The following is a 26171-nucleotide window of genomic DNA, read 5'->3' as shown; positions in this document are numbered from 1 at the left end:
GCTCTAGGTAATTTCATAAAAATTTAGAAACATGGCAATGACGCTTCCTAGCTTCAAGAGTATTTTAGTCGTTGATGATGACCCCAGTAATCTACGATTTCTGCGGGATATCTTACGGGAAGAAGGGTATAAGGTGCGTGCTTGTACCACAGGAACTGCCGCCCTAAGAGGGGCCTCCGTAGCCCCCACAGACTTAATTTTGCTAGATATCAAGTTACCCGACTATAGTGGTTATGACATTTGCCAACAACTAAAAGCAGATCCTCAAACGACCCATATTCCTATCATTTTTCTAAGTGCCTTAACCAGTACCTTTGATAAAGTTCAAGGGTTTAAAGTGGGAGGAGCAGATTACGTTACTAAGCCCTTTCAAATAGAAGAATTGCTAGCTCGAATCAATACCCAGTTATCACTCCAGCGACTCCAAAACCACCTGCAAACCATCAATACCCAACTCATCGAGGAAATCGAAGAGCATAAGCGGACTAAAGCGATTCTCTTTTTTGAAAAGGAACTGGCTCAGGTGACACTTAAATCCATTGGGGATGGCGTAATTACGACCAATGCGGAAGGCTATATTACCTACGTTAATTCCGTTGCTGAATATTTAACGGGATGGAATGGGGAAGAGGCCAAGGGAGTTCATCTATTTGAGGTGTTTAAAATTGTCAATGAGTTGACTAAAGACCCGGTTATTAACCCTATTACCCAGGCCCTCGACGAAATTCGGGTTATTAACCTTGCCCGCGATACCACTTTAATATCCCGTGATGGCGCCGAGTTTGCCATTGATGATTCGGCCGCACCAATCCGAGATGACCAGGGCAATATTCTAGGTGCTGTAATTATCTTTCGAGATGTGACTGCTTCTCGCAATTTTACTCGTCAATTATCTTGGCAGGCGAGTCATGATGCTCTCACCGGCTTAGTCAATCGTCATGGTTTTGAACAGGCCTTAGAGACGTTGTTAGCGGCAGAGGATTGGCAAGAGTATCATCATGTTTTATGTTATTTAGACTTAGATCAATTTAAAATTGTGAATGATACCTGTGGTCATGCAGCCGGTGATCAATTATTGCGCCAGGTGTCTAAGACGCTTCAACACTGTATTCGAGAAAATGACACCTTAGCCCGATTAGGAGGGGATGAATTTGCATTTTTATTACGTCATTGCTCCCTAAAAAAAGCTCAAGAAGTTGCAGAAAAAACTCGGGATGCGATCGAACAGTTACATTTTGCTTGGGACGATAAAATTTTTAGTATTAGTGTGAGTATTGGGGTCGTTGGGATTGATGACAGAACAAGAAATAAAGATACACTACTCAGTATTGCCGATGCTGCTTGTTATGCGGCTAAGGGACGAGGACGTAATTGCATTCATGTATATCAAGAAAATGACGATGAATTGTTTCGTCAACGTCAAGAAAGACGATGGGTACTTAAGATTCATCAGGCTCTGGAGGAAAGCAATTTTTGCCTTTATTATCAAAAAGTAGTCCCCATTGGAGATAATAACAAACCAGTTTACAACGAGATTTTATTGCGTTTAATCAATGAGGAGGGAAAGGTGATTTCGCCGGGAATTTTTATGCCGGCCGCAGAGCGCTATGATTTGATGCCAGCTATCGACCGTTGGGTGATTAGTCACTTTTTCCAGCAATATAATGATTACTACCAGCAGTTTCATCAACCAGGAAATATGTTACCTGATTTATATGCCCTTAATATTTCAGGAGCCAGTATTAACAATGAAAATTTTCTTGGATTTTTAAAAGAACAAATTTTGCAGACCCAAATCCCCCCGCAGCAGATTTGCTTTGAGTTAACAGAGAGTACAGCGATTGCAAATTTTGAACAAGCCATTGAATTTATTAAGGAACTCAAAGAATTAGGATGTTGTTTTGCCATTGATGATTTTGGTCATGGCATGAACTCCTTTGAATATATCAAACATTTTCCTGTGGATTATTTAAAGATTGATGGCAGTTTCGTTAAGAATATTGTCCATAGTAAAGTAGACCATACTATTGTGGAAAGCTTTCATCGTATTGGCCGCGTTATGAATCTCGAAACGATTGCTGAGTTTGTTGAGAATGGCGTGATTTTAGAGAAACTGATAGCCATGGGCTTGGATTATGCCCAAGGTTATGAAATTGCAAAACCTCTTCCCCTTAATTTTGAGGCCATCTTCCAGCCAACACTAGCCTAACTCAGACCAATGACCAAATTCATTATTCTATCTAGAAACATAAAAAGAATATAAAAATAAGCAAAAAGGGAATTTATATCAGTATTATTTTATTAACTGCTTCTGTAAAGTCTATGATAGAAACTAATCCAAGTCTCTCTCTCTTAAAGTGTCCCACAGGTATCCAAGGGTTTGATGAAATTACCGATGGTGGGTTGCCTCAAGGACGAACAACCCTGATCTGTGGCTCGGCAGGTTGTGGTAAAACCCTGTTTGGGGTCGAGTTTTTAGTGCGAGGAGCAACCCAATATGGGGAGCCAGGAGTATTAATTACCTTTGAAGAAACAGCAGAAGAAATTGCTCAAAATGTGGCTTCTTTAGGCTGGAATCTACAGAGTTTAGTTGCTCAGGGCCAAATGCTGGTTGATCACGTTTATATCGAAGCAAGTGAGATTGAAGAAACAGGGGAATACGACCTCGAAGGACTATTTATCCGCCTGGATTATGCTATCAATAAGATCGGTGCGAAACGAATTCTTTTAGATACCATTGAAGTCCTCTTTTCAGGATTAAAGAATACTGGTATTATCCGAGCTGAACTACGTCGTCTTTTTCATTGGTTAAAAAATAAGGGAATGACTGCTATCATTACCGGAGAACGAGGCGATCAGACCTTAACTCGGCAGGGACTGGAAGAATATGTATCGGATTGTGTGATCAAACTGGAGCAAACAACCGTAGAAGAAATTGCAACCCGAACCATTCAAGTGATTAAATATCGGGGGTCGCGCCATAGCAACAATGAATACCCCTTCCTAATTGAGGAAAATGGACTCTCTGTTCTACCGATTACCTCTATCACCTTGGATCACGGAATTTCCGACGAGCGAGTTTCCACAGGGATTTCTAAGCTCGATGATATGCTAGGCGGTCAGGGCTACTACCGAGGTAGTAGTATTTTGATAACGGGACGGGCAGGAACAGGTAAAACGAATCTTGCCGCCTTTTTTGCTCAAGCAACCTGCCTACGGGGGGAACGGTGTTTATACCTGGCGACGGAAGAATCTCCCCAACAGATTTGTCGTAACTTAAAATCTATTAACCTAGATTTATCACCCTATTTAGATCGTCAATTACTCCAATTTGATGCGGTGCGTCCCACCAGCTATAATCTGGAAATGCGTCTGTTTAAAATCCATCACTGGGTGAAAAAGTTTAAACCCAGTACGATCATTATCGACCCCATGAGCAATTTAATCATGAGCGGAAGTATAAAACAGACTAAGGGCTTTTTTATGCGCTTGCTTGACTACCTCAAGGGACAACAGATTACTGTGCTAATGACCAATTTGACGTCTGGAAACGTGGAAGCGGATAATGAACAGACGGAAATAGGGGTTTCTTCCTTGATGGATACTTGGTTGGAATTACAAACGCTCAAAGTGAATGGGGAGCGTAATCGAATTCTCTACATTTTGAAATCTAGAGGGATGAGGCATTCTAACCAAGTTCGCGAATTTATCCTGAGTGATGAGGGGATTGATTTGGTGGAGGTTTATTTGGGAGAAGGAACCGTATTGACGGGGACACAGCGTATTAACCAAGCCTTAGAGGAGCGAGAAATAGCCCGTAAACGCCAGCAAACCTTTGAGCTTAAAAAACTTAATTTTGAGCGGGAAAAATATCAGATTCAGACCCAAATTGAAGCGCTGAAAATGCAATTAGCTCATCAAGATGAAGAGTGGGCACTGTTAAGGTCAGAAGAGGAGGCATCTCAGCAAAACCTGGCGATGAATCGCGAGCTCATCAAAAAATCCCGCTATATTTCCCCTGCTGATGATCAATTTAATGATCAAGGAGTGACCGACTAATGACTGATTTACCAAGTCCGTTCGATGATAACAACCCAGAGATTTGGCACTTACGTTTGTATGTGGCAGGACAAACTCCTAAATCCCTCCTGGCTTTTGCAAATTTGAAAAAAATTTGTGAGGAGTATTTAAATGGTCAATATCATATTGAAATTATTGATTTAAGCAAACAGCCCCAGTTAGCCATCGAAGACAGCATTTTAGCTCTGCCTACCCTCGTAAGGAAGTTACCTGAACCCATAAAAAAAATTATTGGCGATTTATCCAACACTGAAAAAGTTTTGGTTGGGTTGCAGATTCTAAATCCTATTAATAATACAGTAATCAATCCCTAGGCTACGAAAATGATAGATGCAGATGATTTAGAATCCAAAACGACAGAGGTCTTTGAACAGATCCTTTCTCAATCCCAGGAACAACATTATATTCTCCGTCTTTATATTGCTGGGACAACCATTCAATCAATGAAGGCATTGCAAAATCTCAAGCAAATTTGTGAAGACTATCTACAGGGGCGTTATGAATTAGAGGTGGTAGATATTTATCAACAAACAGATGCAGTTATAACTGAGAATATTGTGGCGGCTCCAACACTAATTAAGAAGTTGCCATTACCCCTACGCAGGATTATTGGTAACTTGTCAGATACAGAAAAGCTATTGGTTGGTCTGAATATTATGCCTAAAATTCCTCCTCCCCAAATATGACGAAGATAACGTCTCAAACCCATTTAAAGGCCCTGGAACAGGAAGTGCAAAGCCTCCGCCAACAGTTGGCCGCAACCCGAGCAAGACTCGAAGAAAACGAGGATGTTTTGCAGGCAATTCGCTCTGGGGCAGTAGATGCCATTATTGTTTCCAACGAAGAGGGCGAACGGATTTTTACACTCCAGGGGGCGGATTACGTTTATCAGCGCTTGGTGGAGCAGATGGGGGAAGGGGCGGCAACGGTAGCAGAGGATGGTTTGATTTTGTATGCTAATCAAGAACTAGCGCGGTTACTAAACTGTTCTCTCAATAATTTGATCGGTTCCTATCTGATTCAATTTGTCGCACCGCAGGATCAGAAATCTTTGGGGATATTGTTGAATAGTATTCAAAATAAGGAAATTTTAACTCAAGAATTATCACTGATGACAGCAACAGAGGAAGTAATTCCGGTCAAGTTGTCACTCAAAAAAATTGACATTGATCATTTATCGTTCAATAGCATTATTATTACGGATATTACCGAATCTAAAATTAAAGAAGCGGCTAAAATTAGTCAGATTCTCAACAGTGCCATTATTGTAATTAAAAATTTTCGATTATTAACAAATGGAACTTTGCAAATTGATAATTGGTTGGGGGGGACGCAGGCACTTTTCGGTTATAGCATTGAGGCTATTAATCAGGATCCAACTTTGATGACAGAGCAAATTTTCCCAGAAGATCGGGAGAAGTTACTGTCTAGCTTAACCCAGGATATTCAAGCCGGACGACCGGGCATGATGTCTTATCGTTTTTGGCACTTAGACCAGACAGTTCACTGGCTATCTTCTAGTTATGTGGCAGAATGGAATGTTAATCAGAACTGTTGGCAAGGACTTGAGATTATTACCGATATTACCCAACTTAAACAACTAGAGCAGCAATTTTATCATGCTCAACGCTTGGAGAGTCTAGGAACCTTGGCAAGTGGTATTGCCCATGATTTTAACAATATCTTGACGCCCATTATGGGCGCGACCCAATTGCTAAAGATGCAACTTTCCCAGACGGATAATAGACAAACACAAAGATTATTGAATTTACTACTAACTAGCGCAGAACGAGCCATTAATTTAGTCAAGCAAATTTTATTTTTTAGTCGAGGTGGTGAAACAGAGCATACTCATTTGCATTTAGAAAATGTTCTGAAAGACGTCATCAATGTTGCTCAACAAACATTTCCAAAATCGATTAAACTTTCGCTTCATCGGCAGATGGAAGCTCTCTGGATGGTTGATGCTGATGCAACTCAAATGCACCAAGTGTTTATGAATTTACTGATTAATGCTCGGGATGCCATGCCCCAGGGAGGATTATTAACACTTTTAGCCAAAAATTGTACGTTGGATGAAAATTTTGTCCACTCCCATTGGGAAGCCAAGGTAGGACGTTATGTAGTGATACAAGTAATAGATACGGGGCTAGGAATTGACCCCAGTGTATTGGATCGTATTTTTGAGCCGTTTTTTACAACAAAGGAACCGGGTAAGGGAACCGGCTTGGGATTATCGACGGTGGCGGGGATTCTCAAAAGTCATGGGGGCTTCATTTTAGTATCCAGTCAACTGGGTGAAGGAAGTACCTTTGAGGTCTTTTTACCCGCTACCGATGCAGTGGCTATCACCCCCTCGTTGCCACCGTCTCCTCGAGAAGGCCGGGATGAGTTAATTTTGGTTGTGGATGATGAAGCCTCTGTGAGGGATATTACCCAGGCGTCCCTTGAGACTTACCACTATCACACTTTGCTTGCTAAGGATGGTCAAGAGGCGATTGATCTATACCGTGAGCACCAACGAGAAGTTCGGATCGTACTGATGGATATGATGATGCCGAATGTGACGGGCCTAGAGGCCATTCGGGGAATACAGCAAATCAATCCCCAAGTCAAAATTATTGCGATAAGCGGCTTAGTGGAGAATAAGGCCTTGGCGATGGAGGCGGGCGTTAAGGCTTTTTTATTAAAACCCTATGCCATTACCCAATTGTTGCAACTGCTAGAGACTCTCTTATCACCTGAGGCGATACCAGAAAGTCCAGAGTCACTGGCGTTAATGCCGGCTTCTCGACTGACTCCCGGTACTGTGTCTCGTGCGGATTTAGCCAATCTATCTCCAGATTGGTTACGCAAAATGTATGAAGCGGCTTACCGGGTGGATACGGATGAAATGTTGGAGGTGATTGACCAATTGCCCAATGACCAAACGGCAATAGCCCAGGCCCTCAAGGAGCTAGTACTTGATTTTAATACAGAGACCATCCTAGATATTACTCGTATTTCTGAGGATGCTTAATACAGAAAGGAACAATCCTCGATGGTTTGCTAGGCAAAAGACCCTAACCGCAGGGAACAATTGCACCGCTGACACCCAGCCAAAGCGATAGCGATTCCTCCCAGGTTACCGAGAAACTAGCTGGGAGGGCCATCAGGCCCCACGGGGGAGAACCGCCAGGTTGTTGAGAGAAGTTGATAGAATTTTAGGGAATGCCTGGTTCTATGATGGGGACTTGACCCCTGCCCTATGCCTATTCCTTCCACTATGACCAATTCTTCCAACTCAGGTTCAACGCCAGTGGCACTAGTCAATGCACCACAGACAATCAAGACTAGTTCCCATCGGGGAGGGACTGCGTTAGCGCCCATGATTGATTTAACCTTGGCCCAGGAACAATTAGCGGCGGCCAAGGCGGAGGAGATTGTGACCTGGGCCGTGGACACCTTTGGCGACGGGTTAGTGATGAGTACCAGCTTTGGCATTCAGGCCGCTGTGATGTTACATCTGGTGACTCGCATTGCACCGGATATTCCGGTAATTTGGATTGACACCGGCTACTTGCCCGCCGAAACCTATCAATTTGCTGAAAGCTTAAGCCAACGGTTAAACCTTAATCTCAAGGTCTATCAATCCCCCCTCAGCCCGGCCCGTATGGAGGCCCTGTATGGTAAGCTCTGGCAACAAAAAGAGGTCGAGGCCCTGAACCGTTACGACCAAATTCGCAAGGTGGAACCCATGCAACGGGCCCTGCGGGAATTGGGGGCCACAGCCTGGTTAGCCGGATTACGGCGGGATCAAACCCAGCATCGTCAACAGTTACAACCGGTGGTTCTCCAGGGTGACTACTATAAGGTTCTGCCGATCCTGAATTGGAACGCAAAAACCATTTATGAATATTTAACGGCCCATGACCTCCCCTACCATCCCTACTTTGACCAGGGTTATGTCTCGGTGGGGGATTGGCATTCCAGTCGGCCCTTGATGGCCGATGATACCAACGAGCGCGATACTCGCTTCCATGGCCTCAAGCAGGAATGCGGCCTCCATTTACCCCTCAGTCCAGGGGTGGGCCAAAGTCTGGATTCCAGTACGCTGTAGCACGTTGCCCTAGGCTGGAAAGATGACGGGGCAAGTGATAGAATGCTGGTTACTTCTCGACAATTTGGGTATGTTAACGTGGTTCTAACTTCCTCTGCGCCTCCTACCGTCACACCCTCTACCTTGCCGCCTCAGACCCTAGAACCGCTCAAGGTCTGGTTAGGGGAACTCAGCCAACGGGTGATTGACGGTGAGCAACTCCGTCGAGAAGAGGCCCTGTTGTTGAGTCAAATTGAAGGGGAAGCGGCCATCCTGGCCCTGTGTGATGCCGCCGACCAAATCCGTCAGGCCTGCTGTGGCAACGTCGTGGATCTGTGCAGTATTGTTAATGTCAAATCGGGGAACTGTTCAGAAAATTGCAGTTATTGTTCCCAATCCAGCCATCATCCCAGCCCGGATTCCCCGGTGTATGGCCTCAAATCTCCCGACGATATTCTGGCTCAAGCAAAGGCGGCGGCAGCGGCTGGGGCCAAACGGTTTTGCTTAGTCAGTCAGGGCCGGGGGCTAAAGTACCATAGTCCAAAATCCCAGGAATTTGAGCAAATTCTAGAAACAGTACGCCAAATCATCACCGAAACCAGCATCAAGCCCTGTTGCGCCCTGGGGGAAATTACCCTGGAACAGGCCCAGCAGTTAAAAGAAGCTGGGGTGACGCGCTACAACCACAACCTAGAGGCTTCGGAGAATTTTTATCCTGAGATCGTCACAACCCACAGTTGGCAAGACCGGGTGGCGACGGTGAAAAACCTCAAACAAGCCGGCATTCAAGCCTGTACCGGCGGCATTCTCGGCATGGGGGAAAGTTGGGAAGACCGCATTGATCTGGCCCTGGCCCTGCGGGAACTGGGGGTTGAGTCCGTGCCGTTAAATCTCTTGAATCCCCGTCCTGGCACTCCCCTGGGGGATCTGCCCAAGCTGGATGTCTACGAGGCCCTTAAGGCGATTGCAATTTTCCGTTTTCTCTTACCCCAACAGATCCTGCGTTACGCTGGGGGCCGGGAAGCGATCATGGGCCAACTCCAAAACCTAGGACTCAAGGCCGGCATCAATGCCATGCTGATTGGCCATTACCTGACCACCCTGGGGCAATCCCCGGATCAAGACCATGCCATGTTAGCCTCCCTCGGTTTGACGGGGGGAGAAGCCCCGATTCCCGGTGAATACCAAGCCTGAATCTAATTCTTCTGAACCGGCCTCGCCGTCCCTAAGCCAACCGGCCCTGCTCACGGAGCTACTCTGGACGGCTATTGGCCTATTACTGACTATTTTTAGTACTTTCTTTGAGGCCTTTGTCACCAACCCGCCCTGGGAATGGTTTAATCACGGGATTTACTCCCATTCTCTCGGCATTACCTACCAAGTGGGGGCCGTGTTACTGACGGGCTGTATGGGGGGCCGTAATGCGGGGGCCGGGGCCCAAATGGGTTATCTCTTTCTCGGTCTGGCCTGGTTGCCGGTGTTCGCCTACGGTGGAGGCTGGGATTATTGGCAAAAACCCACTTTCGGTTATTTATTGGGGTTTGTGCCGGGGGCCTGGCTCTGCGGCTATCTGGCCTTTCGTCATCGTCCTAAAATTGAACATCTCACCGTCAGTGCCCTGGCCGGTTTAGGGATGATTCACCTCTGGGGCATGGGTTATCTTCTGCTGATGGCCCTGGCCAAATGGGGCCAACCGCCTTTCCTCCCCTTGGCGGCCCTGCCCCAGGCCCTGCTCAATTTTTCGGTTTTGGCCCTGCCCAGTCAAATCATTCTGGTTTGTATGACGGCGGTTCTGGCCTACTTCCTGCGTAAACTCTTGTTTTACTAGGAATTAGCTTTGGCGGGGAGAGTCCCAACCCGAACGTTCAGTTCCAAGTTTTGGTTATCCCTTAGCACGGTTAGAGGCAATTCAGTTCCAATACTGACTTTGGCAACCAAGTTTTGTACAGCCTCTGGGCTAGTGGCTTTTTGGCCCTGTAGGCTAGTCAGAACATCCCCTGCTCGCAGACCGGCCTGGGCCGCTGGAGAATTGGGCACAACCCCCACAATCACGATGCCTTGATCAACAGGAAGGGTCATGCCTTGACGGGCTTTTAACTGCTCTTGCAGTTCCGGCGTAATTGGGGCCATCTGAATGCCAAGGTAGGGGTGCTCCACCTTGCCCGTTGCTATTAATTGCTCGGCAATGCGCTCGGCCTGATTGATAGGAATGGCAAAGCCGATACCTTGGGCGTTTTGGATAATGGCCGTATTCATGCCGATTACCTCACCATTGGCGTTGAGTAAGGGGCCGCCAGAGTTTCCAGGATTAATGGCCGCATCGGTTTGAATAAACTGTACTCGTTTATCGCCGACCCCAATATCTGAACTATTCCGCCCTGTCGCGCTGATAATCCCCGTAGTGACGGTATTGTCTAGGCCCAGGGGATTACCAATGGCAATAGCCCATTCCCCAACCTGAAGCTGATCGGAATCCCCGACCTTAGCGACGGGCAAGTGCTCGGCCTCAACCTTAACCACCGCCACATCCGTCATCGGATCGGCCCCGAGAACCCGCCCCGGCAGAGTCCGGCCGTCCTTGAGCGTTACGGTGACCTCATCGGCCCCAGCAACGACGTGGGCATTGGTAAGAATACGCCCATTTTCGCCAACAACAAAGCCAGATCCTGTACCCCGTTGAATTTGTTCCTGAGAGGGCTGGGGAATGGCAGAACCAAAGAAGTCTTGGAAGAAAGGACTATTAAAGGTGGAAGGAACCTCTGCCTTAACTTTACGAGCGGCATTGATGCGAACCACCGCTGGGCCCGTTTCCTTGACCACATCAACAACAAAATTAGAGGGTTCCGGTAAAGTACTGATCGGGGCCTTCGACTCGCTTAAAGCGGCTACATTCGTCGGTTTTGATTGTTCAAAGAGCATCGGCAAGGACGCATGGGCCGTCCACTGTCGCACAACCTGCGGATTTGTCACCAGAAAGGTACCACCAATACCAATTCCCATTCCTAACAGCACTAGTCCCCAATAGACTGGGGGGGATTTAGCTGGACGCGAAGAGGAGGAAGGGAAGGAATAATCTTTCATAGTATTTGTATCGTATTGACCACTAGCGGGGAAAAAAGTCAGCCCGATGAGGAGCAATAGAGAAAACGGCGTTGGGCTGACACCTTCTTAATATAGGGAGTCGATTTGTCAGGGCCATGACGATGAGATGAAGTTTCTGTGACGCGGACTTTGGCCTAGGCATGGCGGAGCTTACGTTGGACTTTGTGCCAACATTGCTGGAGCCGGAGATGCCAGAGCCGTCCTGGATCTAGCCCTGGAATCGGGGTTAGACCTGGTCGTTGATGGTCAAAAAAGAGATTAATTTCCTGCAGAATACATTGCAGACGCTGGATAATCGCTTCCCGACGATAGTCGGCCAGAATTGCCTCGGCCAGTTGGTACTGGGGCGGGGATTGAACCGTCTGGAGAATCCGTTGCACATCAAATTCCAGGGCCACCGCCGCAATTTTATAACAGTTAAAACCAGGATCGAGGAAATCCGACAGGCCGCCATTGACACTGGAAAATACCTGACAGCCGCAGGCCATCGCTTCTAGGGGTTGCAGACCAAAACCTTCACTCACTCCCTGCTGGGCCCAGTATTCCGCTGAATCGTAGAGATAGACCTTGGCCCGATTAAAGAGGGCCGCTAGATCGTCAACGTAACTATCCACTAGCACGAGATTACATTGACTTTTCAGGGCCGGAATTAATTGCTGGAGCAGATAGGTGGAGGATTTCCGGGCCTGGATCAGGACATCAATATCCCGTTCTTGGTGCTGGTTATAAAATTCCTCGGAGATATGGTTAGGCAAGTAGTAAATTAGGGAATTTGGTGACTTTTGGCCCCAATACCCCAAGCTATTGCGACTGACGGTAATAATGGGAACTTGGGGGGGTAAACGTAGGGAATAGCCTGTACTGTGGGCATGGTAGATCACGGGATAGGCCGCTAATTTCTTGGCCAGAAAATTAATATCGAACCCCCAACTGATCACAAAAATACAGTCTTCCAGATAGGGTTTTTGCAGTAGATCATCCAGGAAGAGGGTACCGGCCTCCCGTTGCCGGTAGGTGACGACTTCGGCCTCACACACGGCCTGGGCCAGCTTGAGGGTTTTTAGTTCCGCCCAGAGGCCACCGCAGGCAAACTTCCCTCCCAGGCCAGGCACCGCAAAATACAGCTTTCTCATCGTACTAACTTGTGGATAAATTTATTGATGGGGACTCACTTCCGTCACGCGCCAACTTAATTTCAGGTTGAACCAGAAATTCCAGACCGTAACCAACAAAATGGCTAACAGATTGGCGACGTAGCGATTAAAGCCGAGGAGATTATAAAAAACATTGAGCAACAGGACATTTAAGATCAGGCCTGCTAAACAAATGAGATTGAATTTAATAAAACGTTTCAGGCGCTGACGTTTCCCCGGTTGACGCTGGGCCAAATCCCCAAAAGTCCAGAGGTCATTCCACAAAAAGTTATTCACAATAGCTAACTCGGAAGCAATAATTTTACTGCGGGTCAAACGCCAACCCAGCATGGTGGGATCGCTTAAGAGGTAGAGAAAAAGCATATCCACCAGCACCCCGCTCAACCCCACTAGACAGAAGCGAATAAAACGGGAGGAGCGAGACAGGCGCAAGCGCAAGAGATGCTGGAGATATTCAATGTATTGCTTCCAGGTCACCTTGCTTTCCCCGGCCTGGCGTTCCCGAAAGACGTAGCCCACCTCCGCCAGCCAGGGTACTGTTCCCCGAGCCGCCACTTCGATCAAAATTTTATAACCTACCGGACTGAGGGTTTTGCCCGCAATGGCCGAGCGTTTCACCATAAAATAGCCGCTCATGGGATCCGAGAGACGACTAATGACCTCTGGTAAAATTAACAGCCCCAGCATCTGGGCCCCCCGGGAGAGGAAGCGCCGCAATAGGCTCCATTCACTCACCCCGCCCCCTTCGACATGGCGACTGGCCACCGCCAGATCGGCCCCCCGTTCCATGGCCTGGAGTAACTCCACTAATACCTCGGGGGGATGCTGGAGATCGGCATCAATGACCCCCAGGATCTCCCCTTGGGCGGCCTGCCAACCCCGGATCACCGCTGTTGAGAGGCCCTTTTCCCCGACGCGATGAACGACCTTGAGATGGGGATATTGGGCGGTGAGGCCAAGGGCCACTTTCCAGGTCAGGTCAGGACTATCGTCATCCACCACGATTAATTCGTAGGCTTCCCCCAGATGCGCTTCTAGAAGTTGAGTCAGAATTTGAACAATAGCGGGGATGTTGTCACTTTCATTGAAGGTGGGTAGCACCAAGGACAACCGGATAGGAGACTGGCTCGCCGGCCCTGGGGAGATCTGGAGTGGCCCGCTAGGGGTAGGGATCGGAGATAGCACCGGCTAAAATTTGAGGATGGGGCAAAAGTATCTTCTGATCATACTGGAAAAGCCGAGACAAGCCTATTGACCCCCGTAGGGAGGAAATAATCCTTGAGTGAAATGAATGATTTGGCCTGGTGGCAGGAACAGACACAATTTTTGGTGCAGGAGGTGGAGGAGCTCGCCGGTCAGCTTTCCTTTGAGCAGGAACGCCAGGCCATTCTGCGGCCCTACCTCGTGCCCAAGGTTAAGCGCGGCATTATCGGTAAAAGTCGCTACGCGGTTAAGCTCAGGGCCGACATTAAAGCGGCGGCGGAAAGTACCACTCCAGTGCTCCTCTTTGGCGAACCAGGCCTGGAAAAAGATAACATGGCCGCCCTGATTCATTTTGGCTCTAGCTGTCGTCACGAACTCATGGTCAAGGTCAACTGTGCCACCCTCCAGGCCAATGGGAAGGAACTATTTGGCCGGGCTGGGGGCCGTCTAGGCCTATTGGCGGCCCTGGGACGCGGCACATTACTCCTGAACAATATTCAAGATCTCCCGGAACCCCTCTTGCCGGCCATCGTGGCCCTGATGCAAACGGGCCAATACCGGCCCCTCAGTCGTCCAGGGGAAGCCTTGCCCCCCCTCCAAAGCCATCAAGCCCGCATTATTGCCATTGCCGAGACCATTGTTCCGCCCCTGGATAAGCTCTTTCCCCAAACCATCAAGATCCCGCCTCTGCGCGTCCGCAAAGCCGATATTGAAGATTACGTTCACTACTACCTTAGCCTCAGTTGCCGAGCCAAGCGTTTAGAGACGATCCCGATTACCCCTGAGGCCCTGCGCAAGCTCCAGGCCTACGACTTCCCCAATAACCTGCGGGAATTATCCAATCTGGTGGAACGGGCCGTGACCCAACTCCAGGGCAGTCGCCAAATCACGGAAGAAATCCTCTGGCCCTCCCAGAGTAAAAAACAGCAATTCCGCTGGAACTTGCTCAATCCCTACCCGGCCCTGCGACGTTTTCTGCGGAGTGCTTGGTGGCCCGACCGTCTCAACTACGGCATTACCCTCTGGGCCTTTCCGGCTATCGTAACCATTCTTTTTTTTGGGCCCCAACACCGTCTCGATAATTTTGCGCTGAATCTCTTCTGGGCCTGGTGGTGGCCCTTGGTTCTGCTGGGTTTTCCCGTCGTGGGCCGGCTTTGGTGTGCGGTTTGTCCTTTCATGATCTACGGCGAAATTACTCAAAAATTGGCCCTCTGGCTGAGGCCCCTGGGCCTGAAGAAATGGCCACGCCAGGCGGCGGAAACCTGGGGAGGCTGGTTTCTCTTTGGCCTGTTTGCATTGATTTTATTGTGGGAAGAACTTTGGGATTTACTGGATACGGCCTACCTTTCCGCCTGTTTACTGCTCTTGATTACCGCTGGGGCTATGATTTTTTCGGCCCTGTTCGAGCGGCGCTTTTGGTGTCGTTACCTCTGTCCTATCGGCGGCATGAATGGCCTGTTTGCCAAGTTGGCCGTCACGGAACTGCGGGCCCAGCAGGGAACCTGTTCCGCGGAATGCAATACCTACCAATGCTATAAAGGCGGGCCCCAGAAGGGAGAGGGCCAAGAAACATTAGGTTGTCCTCTCTATTCCCATCCGGCTCAGTTGGAAGATAACCGGGATTGCGTCCTCTGCATGACCTGTCTCAAGGCCTGTCCCCATCGTTCCGTGGAATTTAACCTGCGGCCGCCAGCCATTGAACTCTGGACAACCCACCGGCCCCGCGCCTACGAAGTGGCCCTGCTCTTTCTTTTGCTGGGCAATGTCTTCCTGCATCGCCTACCGGAACTGCGCTGGGAATGGGGCCTAGATTTCGACCTCCAGGCCTTTGGCCCCCATGCGTTGGCGGCCCTGTTGGCCCTGGCTCTGCCGGTTTTGCTTCCCCTGGGAGCCTATTACTTGATTCCTCGTTGTCCCACCGGCACTAAGGTTTCCTTTGTCAATTTGGCCTATGGTTATCTGCCCCTGGTCTGGGCTGGTAATTTGGCCCATTATCTACGTCTGGGTTTGGGGGAAGCCGGTACAGTACTTCCCTTGGCCATTCATACCTTTGGTGGATCGGGAGAGAGTTGGCCAGTGCTGATGGCCCATCCAGCGGTCATTGCTTTTCTTCAAGGTGTTGTTTTATTGCTAGGGGCCCTCTGGTCGATGTTTATCACCCAAAAGTTAGGCAAGCAATCCTTTACTCGCTTACTTCCTCAACACGTCACTATTTGCCTATTTCTTGGGGCCTTTTGGCATTTAATTCTCTAATCTTTGAAAAACGAACAAGAGGAACACTGATATGATTCAATATGTCGCTGTCTTTTTACTGGGAGTACTAATTTCATCAATTATCCTAGTGATATGGCAAAATCAAAAATTAAATACACTCAAGACAAAATACGAAATAAGGCTAAAATCCGAACTTGAAAAGGCACAAGATAAATTCAATAAGCAACTAGCAAACGTTCAAAACTCACATCAGCTTGAAAAACAAAATTTAGTCAAACAATACGAAACTAAAATCGAGAAAGCTAACCAGGCTCATCAAGAAGAAATTAGAAAAAAAGAGATAATTATCCAGTCAAAAGAATTAGCTGAGGTATGGACTAGCCAAACAGAAATCAATCCTTTAACTCAAAAGTACAAGCCTCTGATTCAAGCCTTGCATAATAGAGAATGGGAAAAAGCAGATCAAGAAACGGCTCATCTTATTTTTAAGGATTGTGGTGCAAAAAATGCCTATCTAGAAATCAGTGAGCTACAATCAATCCCTGTAGAAACATTATTTCTGATTAATGAATTGTGGCTATACTTTAGCCAAGGACATTTTGGTTTTTCGGCTCAAAAGCAGGTGCTAGATCAAGTTGGGAATAGCTCCAAACTCAATTCAGAAGAATGGCGGCAACTAGGTGATTATCTAGGTTGGCGCAAGAATAATACTTGGTTGTCTAACTACAGTCAACTGATTCAATCTTTAGATGCTCCCCGTGGTCAATTTCCATTTTTACTGCTTTGGAAAGGTACGTTTTGGGGTGAATTTATAGACTCTCAGAGTATGCGCTTTATTACTTTAATGCAACGCTTTAGTGATAGTATGCTCAAAACATCAATCTCATCGTCAAAGGAGAATTGATTAGTCGATTATTAGGCCTCGAAGCTTAAGCAATTCCTTCGATGGGGAAGATGCCTAGTATAGTGTTTAATACCAAATCTCTAAAGCCCGACTACACAAGTAGACCCCACTATCCCCTTCACAACGGGAGGTGCCAGAAGCAGAGGAGTAAAGATCTAGAGTCCTAATTCGGAGAATTGGTATAACAACTTGGCATTAATCCTCATGCCATTGGATTTGATTACGACCTTTTCTCTTAGCCTGATAGAGAGCACAATCTGCTTGATGGATCAAGGTTTCCAGCGATTGTTCTGCATTGGGAATAAGGCAACTAATTCCCATACTCAGTGTTAAATATTTACTAACGTAGGAATAATCATGGGGAATAGCAAGTTGAGCAATTTCTTGAGTGATGTTGGTAGCAACATGGATGGCTCCCTCCAGATTAGTATAGGGTAAAACCACTGCAAACTCCTCGCCACCATAACGAGCAACTAAATCTGCCGGACGATGCACTAGTTTAGAGAGGGATTTAGCGACTAACTGAAGAGCTTGATCGCCTAGAAGATGACCATAATTATCATTATAAAGTTTAAAGCAGTCCACATCAATCATAATTAGACTTAAGGGCTTTTTTTCTCTCTTTGCTCGCTCCCATTCTCGCGCCAAAAATTCGTTAAAATATCGCCGATTATAAACCTCTGTCAGTGAATCTAAATTGACTAATTTTTCGAGTTCTCGATTGGCAATTTCTAGTTGATTTTCCAATTCTTTTTTGTTAGTTATATCAGTTAAAGAACCGATAGAGCCCAAGTTTTCGCCCTCCTCATTGAAAATGAATACACATTGTGCTATCACCCAAACAATAATTCTATTGCGATGTAAGAAACGATATTCTCCCTGCCAAAATGTCTTTTCACTAAAGGCTTTATTCCAAGATTGGATGACTTGTTCTAAATCATCAGGATGAACACGCTGTACCCATCCTTGGCCAAGGCACTCCTGCAAAGTAATATCAAGAATTTCACAGGTTTTTTGATTAATATAAATACAGTTTCCTTGGGCGTCATTTTGAAAAATGCCAACAGGAACAGCCTCTAATAGTTTTTCAAAGAGCTTTCTGAATTTTTCCAAAGAAATTTGTGAATTTTTTCTCTCTGTTATGTCATAAGAAACATCCACCACATGAACGATTGCCCCTGACTCATTGGCAATAGGATAGCGTTTTGTTTGAATCCAACGTAGATTGCCGTCTCGATTAAAAACTCGATATTCAAAATGTGTTAAATTTTGCTGAAATGGAGAATTGAAAACCCGAATAACACTCTCTTGATCTTCAGGATGAATCGAAGCTAGATAAACCGAAAAAGCCTCTTCATAATTGCCAGAGAATTCACCCCAAATTTGATTATAAGCGGGATTAATATAAATTAATTTATTGTGCTCTAAAGCGTGAATCCAAAGAACGCAATCAATAGTTTTGAGTAGCTGGATAAGGATAGCTTGAATGTCCACTAAACCCATACCTTCATTCATCGCTCATTCAAAAGGGGGGTATCACCGGTAATACGAGTAAGCTAATCGTCGCTGTGATGGTCTTCCTAGAAAGCTTCCAAAGAAAACAGCCCATAGCATGTAGCTGCCTGTCATGTTGTCCTTCACTGTATAGATAATACTACCACTATATGGGTATTACCACTTACTCTTTTAGTAGAAGGGCTTTACCTCGTGTCTGGTAACATTGATGGGCGGGGGTTGGGCCATTACTTAGGCCTCAATATCTTGCCAAAACGCCTGATTCAGTAGGACTTCGCTATCGAGGGGCCAGGGACAAGCTTGGGGAAAAGCCGTTTCAGGATAGTCTTCTTGCATGGCCCCAAGGGCCTCTTGGTAGGATTCGGGCCAAATGTCCAACATAAAGCGTTGGAGACTGGGGGAGTATTTCAACTCTCGTTTCAGTTCTCGACGAAAGTTACGAATTTCGATTTCCCAACCCCGATAGCAGTCGGGCAAATTGACATAGCATCGTTTGAGTAAATGCTCGAATAGACGCACGAGAAAACTAGCAACGGCTTTCCGTTGGCTGATTCCCAAGGCTTCAATTTCCTCCATCAGATGTTCTAGATCCAGTTGGGCAAAGTTACGGGCATTTAATAACGCTAAGGTTTCTTCTATCCACAAGGCAAAATCGGTCTCATAGAGTACGCCTTTAGTTTTTAGCTTCATGTTAGGTTGGTTAGGAATCAATTTTATTTATTAATTTTTCAATACAATATTCTCAAGCCTTATAAAGAAATATCAGGTATTTCTGTTTTTAAATCTGTTTTGGCGATGGCCAATTGACGAAGAGAAATACTTGCTTTTCTCAGGTCAATACCACACAAATTTGCATCTTTAAGATTCGCATTTGTAAAATCACAATGAGTAACATCAGTACCTCTAAAATCAGCCCCTTGTAAATTGGCTCCTTTAAAAGAAGCATTAACTAGATTTGCTTTTTTAAAATTAGATTGAAATAAATTAGTATTGCCAAAATTAGCATTAACTAGAATTGCATTCTCAAATACTGCCTGGATTAATCTAGAATTTTGAAAATCAGAATAGCTTAAATCTGATGAATGAAAATTTATGTCGGGAAGATCAGTATTTTTTAAAATCAATTTGCCAATTTTTTTCCTAGAAAAATTCTTTCTGCCTTGCTGATAATTATTTAAAATAAGCTGGGATTCTTGGTTGGAGTTAACGGACTGAGAATTATTTTCTGGAAGCAATAAAGATTCAATTGTTTGTATTGATTTTCTTGCAGCCAGTAATATATCTTGACGATTGCTCAAAGATAGAACTAGCCGATATTTTTTGTAGGCTTCATCATATTTTTCAAGTCCAACAAGAATATGACCATGAAGTAGCAAGATATTGGGATCATCAGAAAATTTAGCTTCCATTAATTTTATTAGTCTGCATGCTTCTTGATAATTCCCCAGGTTGTATTCAGCGTATGCAGTATCATATAACTTTGCATAATTATAGTTAGGAATAGCTTTCTGTATTGGTGTTGAAATGGCTATTCCTTTAGGTTGAATGGTGGTTGCATTTTTTGTACCGATAGAGGAGCTTTTTCGTTCTTGCAGATCGTTTACTACTAAAATAGCTTCTGTATATCTTTTACTGATTCCCAGATTGACTAATTTACCTAGAATTTGTTTAATTTCATGACTAATAACTTGTTGTTTAAGATACTTATGCCAGTCCCATTGATATTCTTCTAGATCAAATAATTCACCCGGTTCAATACCGGTTAGCAAATGTAAGCAAGTGACGCCCAGACTATAAAGATCGCTAGAACTAACTGCTTTGCCATTCATCTGCTCTGGTGAAGCATAGCCCACTGTGCCAATTACTGTACCCGTTCTCGCTCGATTAGCTGATGAGAGTTGTTTCGCTGCTCCAAAGTCCACCAAAACCAACTTCTGATCCAAGGCTCGACGGATAATATTTTCTGGCTTAATGTCCCGATGAATGACCTGACGCTGATGGATAAAATCTAATACCGGCAATAGATCCAGTAATACCTGCCGAATCTTGGCCTCATCAAATGTCCCCAGGCGCTTTAACTCCTCGTCTAAATTTTCCCCTTCGATATATTCCTGAACGAGGTACTGCCGACCCTCAACGGTGAAATAAGCCAACAATGCCGGAATCTGATCATGATGTCCTAATTCTTCTAGGCGCTGGGCCTCTGCCGCAAATAGGGCCTCGGCTTTAGCCATGCCATCCGAACCTTCTAGCTGAGGAAAAAACTGCTTGATTACACAGTGAGGTTTAGAGGGCTTATCGTGGTCGATGGCCAAAAAGGTTTTCCCAAAGCCCCCCTGACCAATCAGCTTCATGGCCTGGTAGCGGTCTTTGAGGAGCAGAACCTTGCCACACTTTTGGCAAAATTGATGGGTGGTCGGATTGAGGGTTAAACAATCAGGATTCAGACACTGGCTCATAACGCTGGGGATAAGACCTATGCTTAATTTTAGTTCCCAAGACGAGGATTGCTTCAAGGATAAGTACAATCATGGCGCAAAAAACCCAGGGTGTTATCGCCGCCGGTCATCCCCAAACGGCGGAGGCGGGCCGCTTGATCCTAGAGGCCGGGGGCAATGCCTTTGATGCGGCCATTGCGGCGGTCTTGGCGGCCTGTGTGGTGGAATCGACCCTCACGTCCTTGGGTGGTGGCGGTTTCCTGCTGGCCCATAGTCAAAACCAGGAAAATCGATTGTTTGACTTTTTTTGCCAAACCCCCCAGCGCAAAAAAGCGGTTGCTGACCTAGATTTTGGCCCGGTGGATCTGAATTTTGGCGGTGCGGTGCAGACCTTTCACATTGGCAAAGCGTCCATTGCCGTACCGGGCCTGGTGGCGGGCCTGTTTACGGTGCATCAACAATTGGGCCGACTACCGTTTAAGGTGTTGATTGAACCGGCGGTTGACTACGCCCGGCGCGGATTTACCGTCAATGCCTTTAATGCCTTTACCTATCGACTGCTTCAGCCCATTTTGACCCATACCGCCGAGGGCCAGGCGATCTATGCTCCCCAGGGGGCCTTGCTAGAAGCAGGGGAAACGGGCCGATGTCCAGCCTTGGCCAATACCTTGGAATACTTGGCCCAGAAGGGGGCACGGGAATTTTATCAAGGGGATCTAGCTCATCATTTAGTCGCCAGTTTGGCCGATGGCGGTTATTTAACCCTAGAGGATTTACAAACCTATCAAGTCTGGGTGCGGCCGCCCCTGGCCCTGACCTACCGGGGCCATCGGTTACTGACCAATCCCCCTCCCAGTTCTGGCGGTAGTCTCATCGCCTTTGCTCTCAAGTTGCTGGAAGCGGTGGATATGACCACCATTCGTCTAGAAAGCGTCGAGCATCTGGCCCTGTTTAGCCAGATCATGGCCTTGACCAATCAGGCCCGCAATCATCACTACGACCCCGCCATTTATCAATCGGACATCGCCGCCCGCTTTTTGTCGGAGAAACTCCTAAAGCAGTACCAGGCCCACCTGTTGGGCCCGTTTCCCAGTAATAAGCTCGGTAGTACAACTCATATTAGTGTCCTGGATCAAGAAGGCAATGCCGCCAGTGTCACCAGTTCTAATGGCGAAGGCTCGGCTCATTTTCTACCGGGGACAGGCATCATGCTCAACAATATGCTGGGGGAAGCCGACCTCAATCCCCATGGTTTCCATCAGTGGGCGACGGGCCAACGGTTGTCTTCGATGATGGCCCCTACCCTCCTGTTGGGGGAACAGCGGCCAGAGTTAGTGCTAGGCTCTGGGGGGTCGAATCGCATTCGGACGGCCCTGTGGCAGGTGATTTCCCACTACCTGGACTTTGGTCTGGCCCTGCCCGAAGCCGTTACTCAATCCCGCCTTCATTGGGAGGACTATCATCTAAATGTGGAACCTTTAAAAAATCCAGAAGTCTTAGAAATCCTAGCCTTTCAAGATGGAACTCAAGTGCATCTGTGGCGAGAACAAAATATGTTTTTTGGCGGAGTTCATGCCGTTGGTTACCCCGCCAGCGGGATCCTAGAAGGCGTTGGCGACCCCCGACGTGCTGGTGCGGTTCAGCACTGCTACGCCCCTGGGTAAGTTTTCATTCCTGGGCCGATGCGGTAAGTTATTTAGCGGAGATGCCCTAGTTTATATTTTTGCTTAAGAGACAACTTGTCTGGACAAATTCCTATGAAATCAATTTCCTCCCAGTTTTCCCTATCTCTATCTCGTGCATTATTGAGTCTTGGTACTGGCCTCTGTGGCGTCTTAGCGATGGGTCTGATTTCCAATGCCCAGACTGTTCCCCCTACCAATTCGTCTTCCCCTGCCCAGACTGTTCCCTCCACCAATTCGTCCTCTCCAGAGGCGGCTGGCGTTAGCACGCTCCAATTGCCGTCAGACCGCCCCCCCAACAATCTAAACCCGGCTGGAACGCCCCTGCTGTTTCCCACCAAGCCCCAGGAAGTCCAAACCAATATCCGCCAGGCCATTACCCTCAACCAGGCTATTGAACTGGCCCTGAAAAATAATCCGGAACTCCAGCAGGCCCGAATTGTTCTAGAGCGAGAAGAGGCTGGTTTGACCGCCGCTAGGGCCGCCCTCTATCCGACCCTAAGTACTAATTTTTCCTTTAGTCGTGAAAGTAGCCCAGGCATTGAGTTGAATAATGCCCTGAACCAAATCAATGCCCAAAATAACCCCTTCATCGTGCCCAACGTCCAAAAGGAAACTAGTACCAACGCTGTTGGCTCACTGCAATTAACCTACAACATCTACACGGGGGGAGAGCGTAGCGCCCAAATTGAAAAGGCCGAAAAGCAAGTCCAAAATAGCCGGCTACAAATTGAAGTGACCTCGGAACAAACTCGCTTTGATGTGACGGATCGTTACTATGCCCTGCAAGGGGCCGATGCCCAGGTGGCCATTGCCCAGGCCTCGGTGGAAGATGCCGCCCAAAGTTTGCGGGATGCGCGACTCTTGGAACAGGCAGGCTTGGGAACCCGATTTGATGTGCTCCGGGCCGAAGGGGATTTAGCCACCGCTAATGAGGCCCTGACCCGAGCTATTGCTGATCAGCGCAATGCCCGCCGTCGGATTTCTCAACTGCTTAACGTTGGTCAACAGGTAGAATTAACGGCTGCCGATGAGATCAAAGAGGCCGGCAATTGGACGATTCCCCTTGAAAACACCATTGTCCAGGCCTATAAAAATCGGGCTGAACTCGAACAACAGTTGATCCAGGTAGAGATTAGCGACCAAGATCGTAAGATTGCCCTCTCGGCCATTAAACCTCGGGTCGATTTTGTGGCCAGCTACGACTACCAAGACAATTTTGATAACGCCGTCGGCGTCGTCGATGGTTACGCCTTTACTGCCCGAGTACGCTGGGACTTTTTTGATGGTGGCCGGGCCTTTGCCGAAGCTCGTCGGGCCGAACGTCAGATGGACATTGCCCAGAGTGAATTTACCAAACAGCGCAACCAAATCCGCTTCGATGTGGAGGAGTCCTACAACAACCTCATTTCCACCAAGGAAAACATCGTCAGTACCCGCACCAACGTCACCCGTTTTGAAGAGGCCCTGCGCCTGGCTCGGTTACGGTTCCAAGCAGGGGTCGGTACCCAGACAGATGTCATTAATGCCCAGCGGGACTTGGCCAACGCTCGGGGCCGTTTTCTCCAGGCCATCATTGGCTACAACCAATCTCTCAATCGTCTGCAACGCTCGGTGAGCAACCTACCCAATAATCAGTTGTTTGATATTCAGCCCTAATTCCTCTAGCAGAAAACTAGAATCGTCGCAGAATCCCGTAAAATTTCTTAATATTGCGCCAGTCATTCAATAGCACCAGGAGGGATGATGACGATCACGTTTGTCAAAGAAGGAAAGGAGGTAGTTGTTGCCCAGGGGGCCAATCTCCGGGAAAAGGCCCTGCAAAATGGAGTTGACCTCTATACCCTTAGAGGGAAATTAATGAATTGTGGTGGCTATGGCCAGTGCGGGACTTGTATTGTAGAGATCGTGGCGGGCATGGAGAATTTATCCCCCAAAACGGATTTTGAACAGCGCGTCCTTCGCAAAAAACCGGACTCCTATCGCCTGGCCTGTCAGACCCTGGTGAATGGGCCCGTCAGTGTCAACACCAAGCCCTAGTTTCTAATGGCCCAATCTCGTTTTCGCCGCCTCTTAGCCTATCTATCCCCCCATAAAAAGGCCCTAGGGGTCGGGATGGTGGCCCTGTTATTGGCCAATGTCCTCGGGGTTTACATCCCAATCTTAATTAGAGATAGCATTGACGACCTCGGGGCCAATTTTCATTTGGGCCAACTGCTCGGCGTGGCCCTGGCTATTATGGCCCTGGCCTCGGTGATGTGGGCCATTCGGATGATTTCCCGGCTAGCGATTTTTGGGATTGGTCGCCAGATAGAGTACAACCTTAAGCAACAGATCTTTAGCCATCTGCTCAAACTAGAGCCGGCCTACTTTAGTGAAAATACCTCGGGCGACCTGATCAATCGGGCCACCAGTGATGTGGATAATATTCGTCGCTTAGTTGGGTTTGCGGTGCTGAGTTTAATTAATACCATTTTTGCCTATGCTCTGACCCTGCCGGCGATGCTCTCCATTCATATTCCCCTCAGTCTGATGGCCATCGCGGTTTATCCGGTGATGCTCCAGATTGTTAACCTGTTTAGCGGCAAACTGCGGGATTACCAGTTGGCAGTTCAGGAAGAACTCTCGGATCTCAGTGAATTGATCCAAGAAGACATGAGCGGCATTAATCTGATTAAAATCTATGCCCAGGAAGACAACGAGCGCCAGGCCTTTCGCCGTCAAAATCAAAAATTGCTCCAGGCCAATCTCAAGCTAGTACAGACTCGTAATTTGTTGTTTCCGGTCATTGAGGGCCTGTCCTACATTAGCTTGCTCCTGCTGCTGGCCTTTGGCACGGCTGCCATTCAAAAGGGAGAAATTAGTATTGGGGATTTTATTGCCCTGATTATTTTAGTGGAGCGTTTGGTCTTCCCCACGGCCCTGCTGGGGTTTACCATTACGGCTTACCAGCGGGGAGAAGTGAGCATCGACCGGGTGGAGGCTATTTTTCAGGCTCAGCCCCGTATTCAGAATGTGCCTACGGTTCAGGCCCTGGCCCGACCCTTGCTGGGGGAAATCACGGCGACTCACCTCAGTTATCGTTATCCGGGTAGCGAAACCTGGGCCTTGAAGGACGTTAATTTTTGCATTGAACCGGGGGAAATGGTGGCCATTGTTGGCCCCATCGGTTGCGGGAAATCGACATTGGCCAATGCCCTACCTCGTCTCTTAGATATTGCCCCCGGCCAATTGTTCTTAGATGGTGTAGATATTACCCAAGTCAGTCTAGAGGATCTCCGCCGAGCCATCGCCTTTGTGCCCCAAGAAAGTTTTTTGTTCAGTACCACGATTGAAAATAATATCCGCTATGGTGTCCCCCAGTTGGAGGGAGACGCCATCGCCAAGGCGGCCCAGCAGGCCTATCTAGACTCAGAGATCCATTATTTTCCTCAGCAGTACCAGACCCTGGTCGGAGAACGAGGCATTTCCCTGTCCGGGGGCCAACGCCAACGCACGGCCCTGGCTCGGGCCTTGGTATTAGAGGCCCCTGTCCTGGTGTTGGATGATGCCCTCTCCAGTGTGGATAATCAAACCGCCACCCATATTTTGAGCTATCTGGCCCAACAGCGTCAGAACACCGTTATTTTTATTTCCCATCAACTGTCCGCCGCCGCCCAGGCTGACCGTATTTTAGTCATGGATCAGGGCCAGATTGTGCAAAGTGGAACCCACGAGGCCCTGTTACAGCAACCGGGTTTGTACCAATCGCTCTGGCAACAGCATGAACTCGAAAAAGTATTGCAGTAGAACAGAAAAGTA

The 26171-nt window shown here is 47.5% G+C and carries 20 protein-coding genes; 14 read left to right on the top strand and 6 right to left on the bottom strand.

Translation table 11 applies throughout. The features are described 5' to 3' along the window. Positions 1-31: 31 nt before the first annotated feature. From ABXS88_RS02500 to ABXS88_RS02465, 8 genes are all read left to right on the top strand, one after another. Entirely contained in the window at positions 32-2209 is a 2178-nt protein-coding gene (locus tag ABXS88_RS02500) for an EAL domain-containing protein (RefSeq protein ID WP_353673613.1), read from the top strand. Between the two features lie 113 nt (positions 2210-2322). Beyond that, the gene (gene kaiC, locus ABXS88_RS02495) at positions 2323-4059 is read left to right on the top strand and encodes a circadian clock protein KaiC (protein WP_353673612.1); all 1737 of its coding nucleotides are present in this window, start codon (positions 2323-2325) and stop codon (positions 4057-4059) included. After that, complete coding sequence (locus ABXS88_RS02490) at positions 4059-4394, top strand: circadian clock KaiB family protein (protein WP_353673611.1); 336 nt, start codon at positions 4059-4061, stop codon at positions 4392-4394. Before kaiC ends, ABXS88_RS02490 begins: the two co-directional genes overlap by 1 nt. A gap of 9 nt (positions 4395-4403) precedes the next feature. Next, positions 4404-4766 (top strand): circadian clock KaiB family protein, encoded by a 363-nt coding sequence (locus tag ABXS88_RS02485; protein ID WP_353673610.1) that lies wholly within the window; start codon positions 4404-4406, stop codon positions 4764-4766. Further along, entirely contained in the window at positions 4763-7099 is a 2337-nt protein-coding gene (locus tag ABXS88_RS02480) for a response regulator (RefSeq protein WP_353673609.1), read from the top strand. Before ABXS88_RS02485 ends, ABXS88_RS02480 begins: the two co-directional genes overlap by 4 nt. Positions 7100-7447: 348 nt before the next feature. Next, entirely contained in the window at positions 7448-8179 is a 732-nt protein-coding gene (gene cysH / locus ABXS88_RS02475) for a phosphoadenosine phosphosulfate reductase (RefSeq protein ID WP_353674767.1), read from the top strand. Between the two features lie 78 nt (positions 8180-8257). Continuing rightward, the gene (gene bioB / locus ABXS88_RS02470; protein WP_353674766.1) at positions 8258-9352 is read left to right on the top strand and encodes a biotin synthase BioB; all 1095 of its coding nucleotides are present in this window, start codon (positions 8258-8260) and stop codon (positions 9350-9352) included. Further along, positions 9336-9986, top strand: coding sequence for a biotin transporter BioY (locus ABXS88_RS02465; RefSeq protein ID WP_353673608.1), 651 nt, complete (start codon positions 9336-9338; stop codon positions 9984-9986). The genes bioB and ABXS88_RS02465 overlap by 17 nt, the downstream gene beginning before the upstream one ends. On the opposite strand, the gene ABXS88_RS02460 is transcribed toward ABXS88_RS02465, so the two are convergent. From ABXS88_RS02460 to ABXS88_RS02450, 3 genes are all read right to left on the bottom strand, one after another. Next, positions 9983-11239: an HhoA/HhoB/HtrA family serine endopeptidase gene (locus ABXS88_RS02460; RefSeq protein WP_353673607.1), complete on the bottom strand. Its 1257-nt coding sequence runs from the start codon at positions 11237-11239 to the stop codon at positions 9983-9985. The genes ABXS88_RS02465 and ABXS88_RS02460 overlap by 4 nt on opposite strands. 155 nt (positions 11240-11394) lie before the next feature. Further along, entirely contained in the window at positions 11395-12393 is a 999-nt protein-coding gene (locus tag ABXS88_RS02455; RefSeq protein ID WP_353673606.1) for a glycosyltransferase, read from the bottom strand. Between the two features lie 21 nt (positions 12394-12414). Then, the gene (locus ABXS88_RS02450; protein WP_353673605.1) at positions 12415-13599 is read right to left on the bottom strand and encodes a glycosyltransferase; all 1185 of its coding nucleotides are present in this window, start codon (positions 13597-13599) and stop codon (positions 12415-12417) included. A gap of 102 nt (positions 13600-13701) precedes the next feature. Here ABXS88_RS02450 and ABXS88_RS02445 point away from each other — a divergent pair, with 102 nt between their 5' ends. Together ABXS88_RS02445 and ABXS88_RS02440 are read left to right on the top strand one after the other, a co-directional pair. Further along, complete coding sequence (locus ABXS88_RS02445; protein ID WP_353674765.1) at positions 13702-15870, top strand: sigma 54-interacting transcriptional regulator; 2169 nt, start codon at positions 13702-13704, stop codon at positions 15868-15870. 31 nt (positions 15871-15901) lie between these two features. Further along, positions 15902-16735, top strand: coding sequence for a GUN4 domain-containing protein (locus ABXS88_RS02440; protein WP_353673604.1), 834 nt, complete (start codon positions 15902-15904; stop codon positions 16733-16735). 195 nt (positions 16736-16930) lie between these two features. Here the strand turns inward: ABXS88_RS02440 and ABXS88_RS02435 are convergent, their stop codons facing one another. From ABXS88_RS02435 to ABXS88_RS02425, 3 genes are all read right to left on the bottom strand, one after another. Beyond that, positions 16931-18250: a diguanylate cyclase gene (locus tag ABXS88_RS02435; RefSeq protein WP_353673603.1), complete on the bottom strand. Its 1320-nt coding sequence runs from the start codon at positions 18248-18250 to the stop codon at positions 16931-16933. Positions 18251-18481: 231 nt separating this feature from the next. Further along, positions 18482-18940: a DUF29 domain-containing protein gene (locus ABXS88_RS02430; RefSeq protein WP_353673602.1), complete on the bottom strand. Its 459-nt coding sequence runs from the start codon at positions 18938-18940 to the stop codon at positions 18482-18484. A 59-nt stretch (positions 18941-18999) separates the two neighbouring features. Beyond that, entirely contained in the window at positions 19000-20709 is a 1710-nt protein-coding gene (locus ABXS88_RS02425; protein ID WP_353673601.1) for a serine/threonine-protein kinase, read from the bottom strand. Positions 20710-20780: 71 nt separating this feature from the next. Between ABXS88_RS02425 and ggt the strand changes: the two genes are divergently transcribed. From ggt to ABXS88_RS02405, 4 genes are all read left to right on the top strand, one after another. Beyond that, entirely contained in the window at positions 20781-22352 is a 1572-nt protein-coding gene (gene ggt, locus ABXS88_RS02420) for a gamma-glutamyltransferase (protein ID WP_353673600.1), read from the top strand. Positions 22353-22445: 93 nt separating this feature from the next. Beyond that, positions 22446-24029: a TolC family protein gene (locus ABXS88_RS02415; RefSeq protein ID WP_353673599.1), complete on the top strand. Its 1584-nt coding sequence runs from the start codon at positions 22446-22448 to the stop codon at positions 24027-24029. A gap of 87 nt (positions 24030-24116) precedes the next feature. Beyond that, complete coding sequence (locus tag ABXS88_RS02410) at positions 24117-24410, top strand: 2Fe-2S iron-sulfur cluster-binding protein (RefSeq protein WP_353674764.1); 294 nt, start codon at positions 24117-24119, stop codon at positions 24408-24410. A 6-nt stretch (positions 24411-24416) separates the two neighbouring features. Further along, positions 24417-26159: an ABC transporter ATP-binding protein gene (locus ABXS88_RS02405; RefSeq protein ID WP_353673598.1), complete on the top strand. Its 1743-nt coding sequence runs from the start codon at positions 24417-24419 to the stop codon at positions 26157-26159. The last annotated feature ends 12 nt before the right edge of the window (positions 26160-26171 follow it).

The organism is Synechocystis sp. LKSZ1, assembly GCF_040436315.1.
In the GTDB taxonomy this organism is placed as follows: domain Bacteria; phylum Cyanobacteriota; class Cyanobacteriia; order Cyanobacteriales; family Microcystaceae; genus Synechocystis.
Note: the sequence above shows the minus strand (reverse complement) of the source record. Positions and strands in the feature narration are given on the sequence as shown.